The sequence below is a fragment of the Streptomyces sp. JLBG701 genome, from assembly GCF_058544905.1.
Window position 1 is genome coordinate 9,147,349 of the sequence record NZ_CM178588.1, and the last position, 15,201, is coordinate 9,162,549.

The following is a 15,201-nucleotide window of genomic DNA, read 5'->3' on the forward strand; positions in this document are numbered from 1 at the left end:
ACGGGCAGGCAACCCGCACTCATCGTTCAACTGGTGTGTAACGGGCGCCTGTTACCTGGCGGCGCGCACCAGGCGCAGGTAGCGGTCCCAGTCCCAGTACGGGCCCGGGTCGGTGTGAGTGGCACCGGGAACCTCGTTGTGGCCGACGATGTGCTCGCCGTCGACGGGGATGTCGTAGCGGGCGCTGATGTCGGCCGCCAATACGGCGGAGGCGCGGTAGGCGGTATCGGTGAACCAGCGGTCCGGTGCGTCGACGAAGCCCTCGTGCGCCGAGGCCGGCCGCCGCGCTGCCGAGGCCGACGACGAGCGCGGCGCCCGCACCGAACAGCAGGGTCCGGCGGGTCGTGGTGGGGCGGGAGGGCTCACGCCCGTGCGGCGGCAGTTGGCCGTCGGGTATGTCGTTCATGGTGCGGTGCCTGCTGGGCGAATAGGAGCCCGGCCGCGGTCAGGCGAGCGGAGGAGAGGCCGGCAGGTTCTGGTCGGCGGCCCAGGAGGCGAGGATGCGCAGCCGCTCGTGGGTGGGGGAGCCGGGTGCGGCCGTCCAGACGGTGAGGTGCTGGTCGGGGTCGGTGTTGGCGGTCAACGTGTCCCAGTCCAGGATGAGTTCGCCGACCACCGGGTGGTTGAGGGTCTTCGTGCCCACCGTGCGGGCCGCGACCCGGTGGTCGCCCCACCACTGGGCGAACTGCTTGTCCCGCAGGGACAGTTCACCGACCAACTCGATGAGTCGGGGGTCCTCGGGATACTTGGCGGCCTCCATACGCAGCTGGGCCACGGCGATCTGAGCGGAGGTCTCCCAGTCGGCGTAAAGGGTGCGCATGGCCCGGTCGGTGAACTGGATGCGTGGGTAGTTGCGGTGCCTTTCAGGGACGCGGGAGAAGTCGGTGACCAGCGCGGCCGCCAGCGCGTTCCAGGCCAGGATGTCGCCCCGGCGACCCTGCACGATGGCCGGCGTGGCGGTGAGATCGTCCAGCACGCGCTGCAACTGCGGCTGGACCTTCTGCCGTCCTCGGCTGCGGACGCGGGTGGTGGTCTTGCCGGCGAGCTGGAAGAGATAGCCGCGTTCGTCGTCGTCGAGGTGGAGCACCCGGGCGAGCGTGTCCAGCACGGGTGCGGACGCCTGCATACGGCCCTGTTCGAGACGCGTGTAGTAGTCGGTGCTGATGCTGGCGAGCTGGGCGACCTCTTCGCGGCGCAGCCCGGCGACCCGGCGGGGGCCGCCGTTGTGGGGCAGGCCGACGGTGCGCGGGCTCAGCTCGGCGCGGCGCTTCTTGAGGAATTCTCCCAGCTCGTTGAGGGGAACGTTGCCGGTCATGCCGCTCAGCATGACACCGAACGGACCAGAGGAAGGAGGGAGAGTTTCCTCCCCGGATGTCTCCCTCCCCGGATGTCTTTCTCCGCTTTTGGCCCTTGCCTCGGCGTGTGAGGCTCGACATACAGCAGCCTGCACGACGATCCCGAGCGCTGTGCCAGCAAGATCCTCCCCACCCCTGATGGAAGCCCCTCCACCCACAAGGACTCACCATGACGACCTTCGCACTCGTCGGCTCCGGCCCCGGCCTCGGGCTCGCCACCGCCCGCTGCTTCGGAACCGCCGGCCACACCGTCGCCCTCATCTCCCGCAACGCCGCGAAGCTGGACGCACTGACCGCCGAGCTGGCCCGCGACGGAATCCAGGCGCGGGGCTTCACCGCTGACGTCCTCGACATCGAGTCACTGGACGCGGCCCTGTACGCGGCGGCGGCCGCCCTGGGGCCCATCGAGATCCTGCAGTACAGCCCCGTCCCTCGCGCCGACTTCATGAAGCCGGTCCTCGACACGAGCGCCGACGACCTCGACGCGCCCCTCGCCTTCTCCGTCAAGGGCCCGGTCGCCGCGGTGAAGGCCGTCCTGCCCGGTATGCGCCAACTCGGCCGCGGCACCCTGCTGTTCGTCAACGGCGGCAGCGCCGTACGCCCCAACCCGAAGGTCGCCGGCACCTCCATGGCCTTCGCGGCCGAGAGCGCCTACGCCCACATGCTTCACGACACCCTCGCCCCCGAGAACATCCACACCGCCCAGTTGATCATCCCGGGAGCCATCCGCCCCGACGCCGAGCACAGCAGCCCCGAGGTGCTGGCCCACCGCCTGTACGACATCCACCTCAAGCGCGACGGCTTCCGCCACTACGCCGAGCCTCTGCCCGACTGACGCCCCGGAGGATGCCGTGAGCCCGACCACCCGTTCCAGCCTTGCCCGCGCTGTCCCGACCGCCTTACTGCTGGCAGTGACCGCCTGCACCGACGAGGCGCCCCCGTCCCCGTCTTCCCCGTCTTCGCCCTCCGCCTCCGCGTCACAGCGAACGCCGGCGGCCACGGCACCAGCCGCACCGTCCGATGACAAGGACACCGCCATGAACATCCGCCTCACCATCGACGGCCACCGGGTCGACGCCACCTTGAACGACAGCGCCACGGCCCGCGACTTCGCCGCCCTGCTCCCGCTCACCCTGAACCTGAGCGACTTCCACGAGACCGAGAAGATCGCTGACCTGCCCCGTCGGCTGTCCACCTCGGGCGCCCCGGACGCCGCCGAAGCCAAGCCCGGCGACCTGGCGTACTACGCCCCCTGGGGCAACCTGGCCCTCTTCTACCGAGGCAGCGGCTCCAGCGACGCCGGCCTGATCATCCTCGGCAGCGTGCACGGCGACACCGAACGCCTCGCCACCGCCACCGAGGTCACCATCGAAACCGCCTCCTGACCAGGCCCACTCTCAACGGCAGGAAAACACGTGAACCCCACCTACGACTTCACCGGCCAGGTCGCCCTCGTCACCGGCGCCGGCTCCGGCATGGGCCTGGCGACCGCCCGCGCCTTCGCCGAATCAGGGGCCGCCGTCGCCCTCACCGACATCGACGAAGCCGCCCTGAACGCAGCCGTCAAGGAACTCACCGACTCCGGCCACCGAGCACTCGCCCTCACCTGCGACGTCAGCGACGAAGAACAGGTCGCCGCCGCGGTCGACCGCACCGTCGAGACCTTCGGCCGCCTCGACATGGCCTACAACAACGCCGGCATCCAGATCCCGCCCAGCGACGCAGCCGACGAACCCGCCGAGAGGTTCGACCGCGTCAACGCCATCAACCTCCGCGGCGTGTGGGCCTGCATGAAACACGAGCTGCGGCACATGCGCGCCCAGGGCAGCGGCGCCATCGTCAACTGCTCCTCCCTCGGCGGCCTGGTGGGCCTCCCCGGTCGTGCCTCCTACCACGCCTCCAAGCACGGCGTGATCGGCCTGACCACCAGCGCGGCCCTGGAGTACGCCCCGCGCGGCATCCGCATCAACGCCGTATGCCCCGGCACCATCGACACCCCGATGGTCAGCGACATGATCGCCAAGGGGGAGCTGGACCGCGCCGCGGCCGAGGCCAACCAGCCCATCAACCGCCTCGGTACGGCCGAGGAGATCGCCCAGGCGGTCCTGTGGCTGTGCAGCCCGGGAGCCGGATTCGTCGTAGGCGTCGCTCTCCCCGTCGACGGCGGCTACGTCGCCCGATAACGGCGTGGGAGCCGCCGTCACATAAGTGTGAACGGGAACTGAGCGTCACGTCAGGGTTCTAGAGCCAGTCCCGCCGCTTGAAAATCACGTACAAACTAACGCAGACCACCCCCATCAAGCCGATCGCGAAGGGGTATCCGAAGCTCCAGCCCAACTCAGGCATGTCCTCGAAGTTCATGCCGTAGATGGTTCCAACGAGCGTCGGAGCAAAGAGAATTGCCGCCCAGCTCGAGATCTTCTTGATCTCCTCGTTCTGCTCGAACCCCGCCTCCGCCAACGCCCGCATCTCCGCGTTCTGTTGCTGGGTCACCAGCGTCGCGTTCACCGTCAGGATGTCCGTCAGGGCCTGGCGGAAGCCGTCGACGCGTTCGCTGGTGTGGGTGACGTGGTCGGCCACGTCCCGTAGGTAACGCTGGAGTTCCTCGTCCGTGCCGTACTTGGCGAAGCCGGCCATCAGGGCGTGCAGCATGCCGACGAGGGGGCGGGTGGCGCGCTGGAACTCGACCATCTCGCGGGAGAGTTCGTAGATGCGGCGGGAGACCTCCGGGTCGCCGCGGAAGACCTCCGTCTCGATCTCGTCGATGTCGGTCTGGACGCCGGTCACGACAGGGACGTACCCGTCGACCACCGCGTCGAGGATGGCGTACAGCACCGCCTCGGGGCCGAGCTTCAGCAGGTCCGGCGACTCCTCCATCCGGCGCCGGACCGCCGACAGGTCGGGCGCCGCGCCGTGCCTGACCGTGATCACGAAGTCGGGGCCCACGAAGACATGCAGCTCGCCGAAATCGACCTCCTCGGGCGCGTCGAGATAGCGGGCCGCACGCAGCACGACGAACAGGGTCTCGCCGTAGCGCTCAAGTTTCGGCCGCTGATGTGCCTCCATCGCGTCCTCGACCGCCAACGGGTGCAGGTCGAACTCGGCGGCCAGGGAGTGGAGTTCACTCTCGGTGGGGCGGGCAAGGCCGATCCACGCCATGCCGGACGGCTGCTCGCGCAGATCGCGGAAGGTGTCGGCGAGGGTGGCGGGCGCCGAGACCCGCACCCCGTCCTGGTACAGGGCCGCCTGGACGACACTGTCCGGGTCGGACGGTTCCCGGGGCGGCGCGTCGGCGGGGGGCACCGGGGGCTGCGCCGGAGGAGCCGGCGGCGGAGTCGGCGTGCGGCGCCAGCGGGACTTCCTGCCGTTCCTGGAGGCGGGGCGCTCGGGCATCGCGGCTGCCTCTCGGTCGAACCTGCGTCTGCGTGATCACCGAGCAGGATATACGGGGCAAACAGCCTTGACGTGGTGAAGCGGGTACAGGATCCGGTGAGAGTTGCGGACCGAAGGTGTCCGCAAGGGGCGTTAGCGTGCACAGCATGACGAAGATGGCGAAGACGACGACGCCTTCCGCGCCGGGGTCCCTGCTCGGCACCCGCGCCCTCAACCGCGCCACCCTCGACCGGCAGCTGCTTCTGCGTCGCTCGCCCGGGTCCGCGAAGGCCGCCGTCAAGCACCTCCTCGGCCTCCAGGCGCAGAACGTGAAGCCGCCCTACTACGCGCTCGCCGCCCGCCTCGACGGCTTCACGCCCGAGGCGCTGTCCGGCCTCATGGCCGAGCGTGAGGTCGTCCGTATCGTCACCATGCGCTCGACCATCCACACCCACACCGCCGACGACTGCCTCACCCTGCGACCGCTGGTCCAGGCGGCCCGGGACCGCGAACTCATCAACTTCCGCAAGGGCCTCGCCGGCGTCGACCTCGACCGCCTCGCCGCCCTCGCCCGCGACCTCGTGGAGACCGAGCCGCGCACCATGAAGCAGCTGCGTGAGGCCCTGCTCGCCGAGTGGCCCGACGCCGACCCGCAGTCCCTCGCGATCGCCGCCCGCTGCCGGCTCCCGCTCGTCCAGGTCACCCCGCGCGGGCTGTGGGGGAGGAGCGGCCAGGTCGCTCTCACCACCGCCGAGCACTGGCTGGGCCGCCCCGCCGCACCCACGCCCACCCCCGACGCCACCGTGCTGCGCTATCTCGCCGCCTTCGGCCCTGCCTCCGTCAAGGACATGCAGACCTGGGCCGGCCTGACCAGGCTGCGCGAGGCCTTCGAACGCCTCCGCCCCCAGTTGCTCACCTTCCGCGACGAGAACGGCGTCGAGCTCTTCGACCTCCCCGACGCACCCCGCCCCGCCGAGGACACCCCGGCCCCGCCCCGCTTCCTGCCCGAATTCGACAACCTGCTCCTCTCCCACGCCGACCGCACCAGGGTCGTACCGAAGGAGTACTGGGGCCGGACCTGGCGGGGAAACGTGGCCTACTGCACCTTCCTCGTCGACGGCTTCCTCGCAGGCGTGTGGAAGCGTGACGAAGACGCCCTCGTCATCGAGCCCTTCGGCACGCTGACCAAGGCCCAGCGGGACGAGGTCACCGTGGAGGGGGAGCGCATGCTGACCGCGATGCACGACGGATCGTCGTACGACATCCGCTTCGGCACCGTGATCAAGTAGCGGCAGCCTGCAAAAAGCCGCCAGTCAGCGTAAAAGCCACTACTCCGCGCGGCCCGTCACCGCGACCGTGACCCCGAGGCCGATCATCGCGCAGCCGCCCGCGCCGCCGACCAGGGACAGTCGGCGGTCCGAGCGGGCGAACCAGGTGCGGGCCGCCGATGCGGTCAGGCCCCACAGGGTGTCCGTGACCAGGCCGATCGAGATCGGGACGAGGCCCAACAGCAGCATCTGCGCGGTGACTTGGCCCGCCGAGTGGTCGACGAACTGGGGGAGTACGGCGGCGAAGAACACGACGCCCTTGGGATTGGTGACGCCGACCAGCGCGCCGTCCAGGACGGTACGTAGGTCGCCGCGGGCCGGGGCCGAGGGGGCCGCGCCGATCGCGGAGGCCTTGAGCTCCTTGCGGTGCCGGAACGCCTGTACGCCCAGATAGACCAGGTACGCCGCACCGGCCAGCTTGACCGCCAGATAGATCGCGACGGACCGCTCGACCAGCGAGCCGATCCCCACCGCGACCGCCACCACCAGGGCGTACGAGCCGACGACATTGCCGAGGGCCGTCGCCACGGCGGTGCGGCGGCCGTGTGCCAGCGCCCGTCCGATGACGAACAGCACGCTCGGTCCCGGGATCACGATCACCAGCAGCGACATCGCCGCGAAGGCCAGGTACCGGTCGGTGGACACCATGCCCATCACCCCCATCCGACGCCATTGAAACAGAGGTCAACGGGTTGAGGACAGGGCTGAGGACAGGGCTGAGGACAGGGCTGAGGACAGGGCTGAGGACATGGATAGGGGGCGCTGCGGGCTGCTCGTGGAAGCCCGCAACGCCCCCCGGTTTTTCACCTGAGGTGTACTCAGGAGATCTTCTGGGTTATGAGTTGACCTGCGTGGTCACCAGGCTGGAGAAGGTGGTCAGCCGGGTGTAGACACCCGGGTAGCCCGCCTCGGCACAGCCCTCTCCCCAAGAAGTGATCCCTGCCAGGACGCCCCCGATGAGCAGGGGACCGCCGCTGTCGCCCTGGCAGGTGTCTACGCCACCGGAGGTGTATCCGGCGCAAACCATGTCGCTCGCGATGAAGTCGGAGCCGTACGAGCTGGCGCAGCTGGAGTTGGAGACGATCGGCACGGTCGCCGTCCGCAGCTGGTTGGAGGAGCTGCCGCCCGAGGAGGTGGTGCCCCAGCCGAGAATGCGGGCCGTGGTGCCGGCCGCGTACACGCTGGTCTGGGAGGAGGAGACGTACGACGCCGGGGTGTACGACATCGCCGTCGACAGGGTCAGGACGGCCACGTCGTCACCGTTGGTGGCGTCCGTGTAGCTCGGGTTGATCCAGATCTTGCTGACCCGGCTGACCGTGCCGTTCGTCCCGCTCAGATAGGTGCGGCCACCGACGACGCGGACGCTGCTGGTGGTCTCGCCGACCATACAGTGAGCGGCCGTGACGACCTTGGTGGAGGACACCAGGGTGCCGCCACAGAACTGGTTCTGCGAGGCGTCCGTGATCTGCATCATGAACGGGTACGTCGTCGTCGTGGTCGTCGAGCCGCCGACGATCGGCTGGGGGGCTGCGACAGCGGTGGGGGCGCTGAGCAGAGCGGTCGCTGCGGCGGCAGCGGTCGCCGCGACGACGGCGGCGGTCTTCTTGGCGCGGGTGAGCCCGAACATGAGTCTCCTCAAGGGGTTGCCGGTGGGGGGACGCGCGGGTGTGGGGGGTGTGCACCGGGGTCGCGGGACCGACCCCGGTGTTACCGGGCGAGCGGCACACCCATAAGCTATGGCCCGGAACACCTGACTCCCAATGAGGGAACCCCCTAGGGGAGTTGGGGCAGGGAAAACCCTCGGTCGGGCTCAGTTAACCGAGGTCGGCCTCACTTGGCGCGGCGCCCCGCCGCCAGTCGGACGATATCCACCCGCGAGCGGATCCCCAGCTTGCGGTAGACCCGGGTGAGGGTCGCCTCGACCGTCTTGACGCTGATGAACAGTCGCGCGGCTATCTCCCGGTTGGTCGCGCCCTCCATGACGAGCGCGGCGACCTGACGCTCCATCGAGGCCAGCCCGTCCAGTGCCGCGGGGGCGACGGCCGGCTCCGCCACCGGGCTCGCCACGGCGGCCGCGGTCGCCGCGTCCACCTGCCGCAGCCAGGGCAGCGCCCGGCAGCGCCGGAACAGTCGCGCCGCCTCGTCGTACGAGGTCGGCCCCGGCTGCAGGGTGCGCAGCGAGGCCAGCGCGAACGCGGCCCGGGCCTCCTCCAGGCCGTACCCCAGCTTGGCGAGCCGGTCCTGTACGGACGTCAACTGGGCCAGCGCCGCCTCGTGTTCGCCGTGCGCCGCCCGCACCAGGGCCTCGGCCCGGTCAAGTACGGCGAGCACGCTCTCGCGCCCCAGCCGCAGCGCGTGCTCGCGCGTCACGTCGATGAGTTCGCGAGCCTCGGCGACCTCACCGATCCGCACCAGCGCCTCGGCCAGGTCGCCCTGCCAACGGCCGCGCGCCGGGTCGGTGATGCCCAGGCCCTGCTCCAACTCCCGTACTCGGCGCAGCGCCCGCACCGACGCCTCCGCGTCCCCGGCCACCAGATGGGCGTGGCCCAGGGCGCCCAGGGCGCGGGACAGATAGACGACGTCGCCGTCCTCCTCGGCCCGGTCCACCGCCTCCTGAGCGAGCGTGAGCGCCCGGTCGACGTCGCCGCCGGCCGCCTCGGCGAGCGAGGTGAACATGGCGCCGGCCGCCTCGCCGATGCCCGCGTCCCGCGACAGCCGCAGGCTCTCCCGGGCCAGGTCGAGGGCGCGCCCGCAGTGCCCGGAGCGCAGCTCGGTCTCGGCGAGGAAACGCGAGTAGTGCACCTCGCTCTCGACCATGCCCCGCCGCCGTGCCTCGCGCAGCAGCGCGGAGATCACGGCCCGTGCCTCGGGCAGCTGGTCGCTCATGATGAGCCAGCGGAAGCGGGTGTTGCCGGTGCCGTTGTGGTGGCACGCCACGTCCGGGTCCTGGGGCTCCTTCAGCGCGCGCTTGATGGTCGCGGGGGCGTCCGGGTGGCCCATCAGGGTCTCGGCCTGGGCCTGGAAGGCGAGCGCCATGAGCTCGGTGCGCCGGTCGCCGGCCAGCGCGGCCAGCTCCGCCGTGTGCGCGGCCTCCTGTCGGGCCACGGCGAAGTCGCCCTCCATGACCGTCGCCCGCCAGGCGAGCCGGTAGTGGACGAGGGCGAGCAGCCGCGGATCGTCGCCCGCGTCGGCCAGCGCCTGCGGGTAGACCGCGTCGACGTCTCCGAGCGCCTGCCCGGCGGCCTCGATGACCACGATCCAGGCCCGCACCCGCTCCGAGGGGGCGGTGACCCGGGTGAGCACCTCACGAGCGATGTCCCGTGCGAGGTCCACCTCGCCGGCGGTGACCGCGTCCTCGGCTGCCTGCAACCGGCGTTCGTCCGGTCCCGGCACGCTGTCGGCCGGGGTGTGCCGGGCCGCGAGCAGTCCCAGTGACGCGGCCACGGACGGGGCCCCGCGGTCGCGGGCCAGTGCGGCGGCCTCGGCGAGCCGGGCGGCCACCTCCGGGTCGGTGCCGGTGGTGGCCAGCGCGAGATGCCGGGCCCGCTCGATCGGGTCGGAGGCCGCCGTGGACAGCGCGGCGTGCGCGGCTCGCCGCTCCTGCGCGGGCGCCTCCGCGTACAGCGCCGCGGAGATCAGCGGATGTGCGAACCGTACGGCCGGACCCTCCTGCTCCGTCGCGAGCAGCCCGAGCTCGGCGGCCCGGGCGGTCTCGGCCTCGGCGTTCTCCCGGCCGGCCGCGTGCAGCAGGGCCAGCGTGGGGCGGGCACCGGAGCTCGCCACGAGGAGCGTGCGGCGGGCCTCCGCCGGCAGCATGTCGAGGCGGCTCAGCACGAGGGCCCGCAGCGAGGTGGGCACGGGCAGCGGCTCGCCCGGCCGGGGCGGGGTCGGGTTCTCGGCGAGCGCGCGGCCCAGTTCGAGTGCGAACAGCGGATTGCCGCCGCTGGTGCGGTGGATGTCGCGGACGGTCGAACGGGGGAGGCCGGTGTACCCGCGGTGGTCGAGCAGCACCGACACCTGCGCCCGGGAGAGGGGGTTCAGACGAACCGCGAGGGTGTCCGGGGGTGACGCGCGTAGGTAGCGGTCGTACTCCTGGCCCTCCGTGCGTGCCGCGAGGATCATCTGGACCGCGGTCCCGCCCAGGCGGCGGGCGGCGAACCCGAGCAGCTCGGCGCTGGCCGGATCCAGCCATTGCAGATCGTCGGCGACGACGAGCACGGGGCCCCGGGCGGCGAGCGCGCGCAGCGCCGAGAGGACGGCCAGGCGCAGGGCGAGTCCGTCGCGCTGGAGGGTGGACTCGCCGCGGCCGGTGAGCGCCGATTCCAGGGCGGTGCGCTGGGCGGCGGGCAGCTGGTCGGACACCTCGTCGAGGACCAGACCGAGGAGGTCGGCCAGCGCGAGGAAGGGGAGGTGGGATTCGGACTCCGTCGCCGAGCAGCGCAACACGGTGTGCGCCGCCTCGCCGTATTGCGCGGCCAATGCCCGCAGGATCGTCGACTTTCCTATTCCGGCGGTGCCGTGGACCAGCACACTTCCGCCACCGGTGAGCTGCTCACGGGCCGCCGAGAAGAGCTCCTCCCGGCCGATGACCAGGTCGGGGCGGCATCTGGCAGGCTCCTTGAAGTCCCGTCGCAAGGTCACCGCTCCCCTCGGGTGTCGTGTCCTGGCCAATATTAGGCAATCAGTCTTTGAAATTCGGACGGATGGCGTGGTGAGGGAAATAACAGCGGGTTGGCATGGGGAAATTCAGCGGGCGGGGGAGTGAATGGATGGGCGACGTCGGGAGGGGTCGGTGGTACCCCTCGCGGCTTGAATCCGGCGCACACCGCCCGCTTCGGGGGGTAGCGAGACCGTGTCACGGATTACACGATGTCAAAGGCCGCCCGGCAATGGTCCGGAACCTAGGAGGACTGAGGACAGATGACTACGGCGACGGAGCTCTTCCGCAGCGCACGGGACCTTCTGCTGACGCATCGCGAGGACTACGCGAGCGCCTACGAGGGTTTCGTCTGGCCCCGGCCGGACTACTTCAACTGGGCGCTGGACTGGTTCGACGTGATCGCGGCCGGGAACGAGCGGACCGCGCTGCACATCGTCGAGGAGGACGGCTCCGAGGTGCGGCTGTCCTTCGCCGAGCTGTCCGAGCGCTCCGACCGGGTGGCGAACTGGCTGCGGGGAAGGGGTGTCGGGGCCGAGGACCGGATCCTCGTCATGCTCGGCAACCAGGTCGAGCTGTGGGAGACGGCACTGGCCGCGATGAAGCTGCGCGCCGTCGTCATCCCGGCCACACCCCTGCTCGGCGCCGCCGATCTGCGGGACCGCGTCGAGCGCGGCCGGGTCGCGCAGGTCGTGGTGCGGGCGGAGGACACCGGCAAGTTCGACGAGGTGCCCGGCGGCTACACGCGCATCGCGGTCGGCGGCGCACCCGAGGGCTGGCAGTCGTACGAGGACGCGTACGCCGCCCCGGCCGGGTTCACGCCCGACGGCCCCACCCGGGCCGACGACCCGCTGATGCTCTACTTCACCTCGGGGACGACCGCCCGGCCCAAGCTGGTCGAGCACACCCACACCTCGTACCCGGTCGGCCACCTCGCGACCATGTACTGGATCGGCCTCAAGCCCGGCGACGTCCATCTGAACATCTCCTCGCCGGGCTGGGCCAAGCACGCCTGGTCGAACCTGTTCGCGCCGTGGAACGCCGAGGCGACCGTCTTCCTGCACAACTACACCCGCTTCGACGCCGCCCGCCTGATGGCCGAGATGGACCGCGCCGGCGTCACCACCTTCTGCGCCCCGCCGACCGTCTGGCGCATGCTCATCCAGGCCGACCTCACCCAGCTGCGCACCCCGCCGAGGGAGGCGGTGGCGGCCGGGGAGCCGCTCAACCCCGAGGTCATCGAGCAGGTGCGGCGCGGCTGGGGCGTGACCATCAGGGACGGTTTCGGCCAGACCGAGACCGCCGTGCAGGTCGCCAACAGCCCCGGCCAGCCGCTGAAGACGGGCTCGATGGGACGCCCCAGCCCCGGCTACCGCGTCGAACTCCTCGACCCCGTGTCGGGTGCGCCGGGCGCGGCCGAGGGCGAGATCGCGCTCGACCTGTCGGCCCGTCCGGTGGGCGTGATGACCGGCTACCACGGTGACCCGGACCGTACGGCGGAGGCGATGGCCGGCGGCTACTACCGCACCGGCGACATCGGCTCCCGCGACGCCGACGGCTACCTCACCTACGTCGGCCGGGCGGACGACGTGTTCAAGGCCTCCGACTACAAGATCTCCCCGTTCGAGCTGGAGAGCGCACTGCTGGAGCACGAGGCGGTCGCCGAGGCGGCCGTGGTCCCCGCACCGGACGAGCTGCGCCTGGCGGTGCCGAAGGCGTACGTCGTGCTGGCGGCGGGCTGGGAGCCCGGGCCCGACACGGCCAAGGTGCTGTTCGAGCACTCGAGGGAGACCCTCGCGCCGTACAAGCGCATCCGCCGGCTGGAGTTCGCCGCCCTGCCCAAGACCGTCTCCGGCAAGATCCGCCGGATCGAGCTGCGCGAGGCCACGGCGGCCGGGTCGGACGCCGAGTACCGCGAGGAGGACTTCCGGTGACCTCGTACACCCATGGGACGAGCGGGACCGCGCTCCTCGGCGACACGATCGGCGCCAACCTGGACCGGGCCGTGGCGGCCTGGCCGGACCGTGAGGCGCTCGTCGACGTGCCGTCGGGCCGGCGCTGGACGTACGCCCAATTCGCGGCGGACATCGACGAGTTGGCGCGGGCGCTGCTCGCGAGCGGGGTCGTCAAGGGCGACCGGGTGGGCATCTGGGCGGTCAACTGCCCCGAGTGGGTGCTCGTCCAGTACGCCACCGCCCGCATCGGCGCGATCATGGTGAACATCAACCCGGCCTACCGCACCCACGAGGTCGAGTACGTCCTCAACCAGGCCGGAATCTCCCTGCTGTTCGCCTCCCTCGCCCACAAGACGAGCGACTACCGGGCGATGGTCGAGGAAGTGCGGGGCAGGTGCCCGGAGTTGCGGGAGACCGTGTACATCGGCGACCCGAGCTGGGACGCGCTGCTCGGGCGCGGGACCCCTGACGTCACGTACGAGGAACTGTCCTGCGACGACCCCATCAACGTCCAGTACACCTCGGGGACCACCGGCTTCCCCAAGGGGGCGACCCTCTCCCACCACAACATCCTCAACAACGGTTATTTCGTGGGCGAGTCGATCGCCTACACCGAGCAGGACCGGGTCTGCGTCCCCGTGCCCTTCTACCACTGCTTCGGCATGGTGATGGGCAACATCGCCGCCACCTCCCACGGCGCGTGCATCGTCATCCCGGCCTCGTCCTTCGACCCGGCGGCCACCCTGCGCGCGGTCCAGCAGGAGCGCTGCACCTCGCTCTACGGCGTCCCCACCATGTTCATCGCGGAGTTGAGTCTGTCCGGCTTCGCGACGTACGACCTGTCGTCGCTCAGGACCGGCATCATGGCGGGCTCGCCCTGCCCGGTCGAGGTGATGAAACGGGTCGTCGCCGAGATGCACATGGCGGAGGTCTCCATCTGCTACGGCATGACCGAGACCTCCCCGGTCTCCCTCCAGACCCGCATGGACGACGACCTGGAACACCGCACGGGCACCGTCGGCCGCGTCCTCCCGCACATCGAGGTCAAGGTCGTCGACCCGGCGACCGGCGTCACCCAACCACGTGGCACAGCAGGGGAGTTGTGCACCCGCGGCTACAGCGTCATGCTCGGCTACTGGAACGAGCCGCAGAAGACCGCGGAGGCCGTCGACCCCGGCCGCTGGATGCACACCGGGGACCTGGCCGTGATGCGCGAGGACGGATACGTCGAGATCGTCGGCCGCATCAAGGACATGATCATCCGCGGCGGCGAGAACATCTACCCGCGCGAGATCGAGGAGTTCCTCTACGCCCACCCGAAGATCGCCGACGTACAGGTCGTCGGAGTACCCCATGAGCGCTACGGCGAGGAGGTCCTCGCCTGTGTCATCCCGCGCGACGCGACGAACCCGCCGACCCTGGAGGAACTGCGCGCCTTCTGCGACGGCCGGCTGGCCCACTACAAGATCCCGAGCAAGTTGCGGATCCTGGAGTCCTTCCCGATGACGGTCTCCGGCAAGGTACGCAAGATCGAGCTGCGGGAGACATACGGACAGCCCAGGCCCTAGGTCGCGCCCGTGGCGTCGAGTTCGTCGGCGAGGCTGTTGACCGGCTGGGGGGTGCCCGTCAGGTCGAGGACGAACAGGGGGACGCCCAGGGTGTCGGCGCGGGTGCGGGCGTCGTCGGCGTATCCAGCGAGGGAGAAGTAGACGCAGGCCGAGTTCTCCGTCATGGCCGTCAGCCACAGGCACTCCACGTCACGCAGTGACGCCGGGCGCACCGTCGGGTCGACCAGGGCCAGGATGCCGCGGGCGGCGAGGCCGATGCCGGACGTGGGCCGCTGGTCCGCGCGGCGGATCTCCCGGTAGCCGAGCCAGCGCAGATAGAGCGCGGCGGCGGTGACGGCGTCGCGTGCGGTGCGGATCGTGACGGGCTGGAAGGCCGGGCGCCGGCTCGCGGCACCGGGCACTCTGCTGATCATCGCCGGCGCCGGTGCCGGTGCCGGCGCTGTGTTCGCGCCCGCGCGCGCCACCGGTATTCGTATCACCGTGCCGCACTGGCAGCCCAGCTCCGGGTGGGGCCACTCGTCACGCCGGCCGCAGGTCGTACAGCGCACGCTGACCCATTCCTCGTCCCAGACCCGGTGGGTGACGGCCGTGGGGGTCCCGGTCGGATCGAGCGGCGGGGTGACGGGCGCGCCGCACACGCACGGGTACGACGGCGCCGAGTAGCGATGCTCGCGACGGCAGGCCGGGCAGCGCACCGACACGCTCTCGGACATGGCCCACTCCAGGACGACGGCACGGACAGCGACAGACCGATGGATCGACAGACGGGGAACACCGCTCTCATCGTCCTCCAGCGGAACCCCGCTTGTCCGGTACTTGTCCAGCTCATCGCCCCCGACGGCCCCCTCGGACCCCGCTCCCTTGACGGCCCCCGCCCATCCGCCTACATTGCTTCCAGATAGTAGAAGTTAGTTTCCGCAATACGGAAGAGATGCTCACCGCGGGGCGCGACGGGAGTGCCATTCC

At 70.8% G+C, this 15,201-nt stretch carries 12 protein-coding genes and 1 pseudogene; 6 read left to right on the forward strand and 7 right to left on the reverse strand.

Features of this window, described 5'->3' with window-relative positions:
- Window positions 1-51 precede the first annotated feature (51 nt).
- A pseudogene (locus AC5DRG_RS41940) lies at window positions 52-267 on the reverse strand (N-acetylmuramoyl-L-alanine amidase); the annotation flags it as partial.
- Between the two features lie 178 nt (window positions 268-445).
- Window positions 446-1,327 carry a helix-turn-helix domain-containing protein gene (locus AC5DRG_RS41945; RefSeq protein ID WP_491805094.1) on the reverse strand — a complete coding sequence of 294 codons (882 nt, stop codon included), beginning with the start codon at window positions 1,325-1,327 and terminating at the stop codon, window positions 446-448.
- Window positions 1,328-1,524: 197 nt separating this feature from the next.
- Here AC5DRG_RS41945 and AC5DRG_RS41950 point away from each other — a divergent pair, with 197 nt between their 5' ends.
- From AC5DRG_RS41950 to AC5DRG_RS41960, 3 genes are all read left to right on the forward strand, one after another.
- Window positions 1,525-2,190 carry an SDR family NAD(P)-dependent oxidoreductase gene (locus tag AC5DRG_RS41950; protein WP_491805095.1) on the forward strand — a complete coding sequence of 222 codons (666 nt, stop codon included), beginning with the start codon at window positions 1,525-1,527 and terminating at the stop codon, window positions 2,188-2,190.
- A 202-nt stretch (window positions 2,191-2,392) separates the two neighbouring features.
- Window positions 2,393-2,740: a cyclophilin-like fold protein gene (locus AC5DRG_RS41955; protein WP_491805096.1), complete on the forward strand. Its 348-nt coding sequence runs from the start codon at window positions 2,393-2,395 to the stop codon at window positions 2,738-2,740.
- Between the two features lie 30 nt (window positions 2,741-2,770).
- The gene (locus AC5DRG_RS41960) at window positions 2,771-3,538 is read left to right on the forward strand and encodes an SDR family NAD(P)-dependent oxidoreductase (RefSeq protein ID WP_491805097.1); all 768 of its coding nucleotides are present in this window, start codon (window positions 2,771-2,773) and stop codon (window positions 3,536-3,538) included.
- Between the two features lie 58 nt (window positions 3,539-3,596).
- Here AC5DRG_RS41960 and AC5DRG_RS41965 read toward each other — a convergent pair whose 3' ends face one another.
- Entirely contained in the window at window positions 3,597-4,748 is a 1,152-nt protein-coding gene (locus AC5DRG_RS41965; RefSeq protein ID WP_491805098.1) for a magnesium and cobalt transport protein CorA, read from the reverse strand.
- Between the two features lie 146 nt (window positions 4,749-4,894).
- Between AC5DRG_RS41965 and AC5DRG_RS41970 the strand changes: the two genes are divergently transcribed.
- A complete protein-coding gene (locus AC5DRG_RS41970; protein WP_491805099.1) occupies window positions 4,895-6,016 on the forward strand; it encodes a winged helix DNA-binding domain-containing protein in 1,122 nt (373 codons plus the stop codon).
- Window positions 6,017-6,055: 39 nt separating this feature from the next.
- On the opposite strand, the gene AC5DRG_RS41975 is transcribed toward AC5DRG_RS41970, so the two are convergent.
- The 3 genes from AC5DRG_RS41975 to AC5DRG_RS41985 all read right to left on the reverse strand — a co-directional run bounded on the left by AC5DRG_RS41975 (window position 6,056) and on the right by AC5DRG_RS41985 (window position 10,696).
- Window positions 6,056-6,703 carry a LysE family translocator gene (locus tag AC5DRG_RS41975; RefSeq protein WP_491805100.1) on the reverse strand — a complete coding sequence of 216 codons (648 nt, stop codon included), beginning with the start codon at window positions 6,701-6,703 and terminating at the stop codon, window positions 6,056-6,058.
- A gap of 187 nt (window positions 6,704-6,890) precedes the next feature.
- Window positions 6,891-7,682, reverse strand: coding sequence for a S1 family peptidase (locus AC5DRG_RS41980; RefSeq protein WP_491805101.1), 792 nt, complete (start codon window positions 7,680-7,682; stop codon window positions 6,891-6,893).
- Window positions 7,683-7,885: 203 nt separating this feature from the next.
- Window positions 7,886-10,696 carry a helix-turn-helix transcriptional regulator gene (locus AC5DRG_RS41985; protein ID WP_491805102.1) on the reverse strand — a complete coding sequence of 937 codons (2,811 nt, stop codon included), beginning with the start codon at window positions 10,694-10,696 and terminating at the stop codon, window positions 7,886-7,888.
- A 279-nt stretch (window positions 10,697-10,975) separates the two neighbouring features.
- On the opposite strand from AC5DRG_RS41985, the gene AC5DRG_RS41990 reads away from it, so the two are divergent.
- Both AC5DRG_RS41990 and AC5DRG_RS41995 read left to right on the forward strand, forming a co-directional pair.
- On the forward strand, window positions 10,976-12,646 hold the full coding sequence (locus AC5DRG_RS41990; protein WP_491805103.1) for an AMP-binding protein: 1,671 nt from the start codon (window positions 10,976-10,978) through the stop codon (window positions 12,644-12,646).
- A complete protein-coding gene (locus AC5DRG_RS41995) occupies window positions 12,643-14,235 on the forward strand; it encodes an AMP-binding protein (protein ID WP_491805104.1) in 1,593 nt (530 codons plus the stop codon). Before AC5DRG_RS41990 ends, AC5DRG_RS41995 begins: the two co-directional genes overlap by 4 nt.
- Here AC5DRG_RS41995 and AC5DRG_RS42000 read toward each other — a convergent pair.
- Window positions 14,232-14,948, reverse strand: coding sequence for a hypothetical protein (locus AC5DRG_RS42000; RefSeq protein ID WP_491805105.1), 717 nt, complete (start codon window positions 14,946-14,948; stop codon window positions 14,232-14,234). The two genes, AC5DRG_RS41995 and AC5DRG_RS42000, sit on opposite strands and share 4 nt — an antisense overlap.
- Window positions 14,949-15,201: the final 253 nt, after the last annotated feature.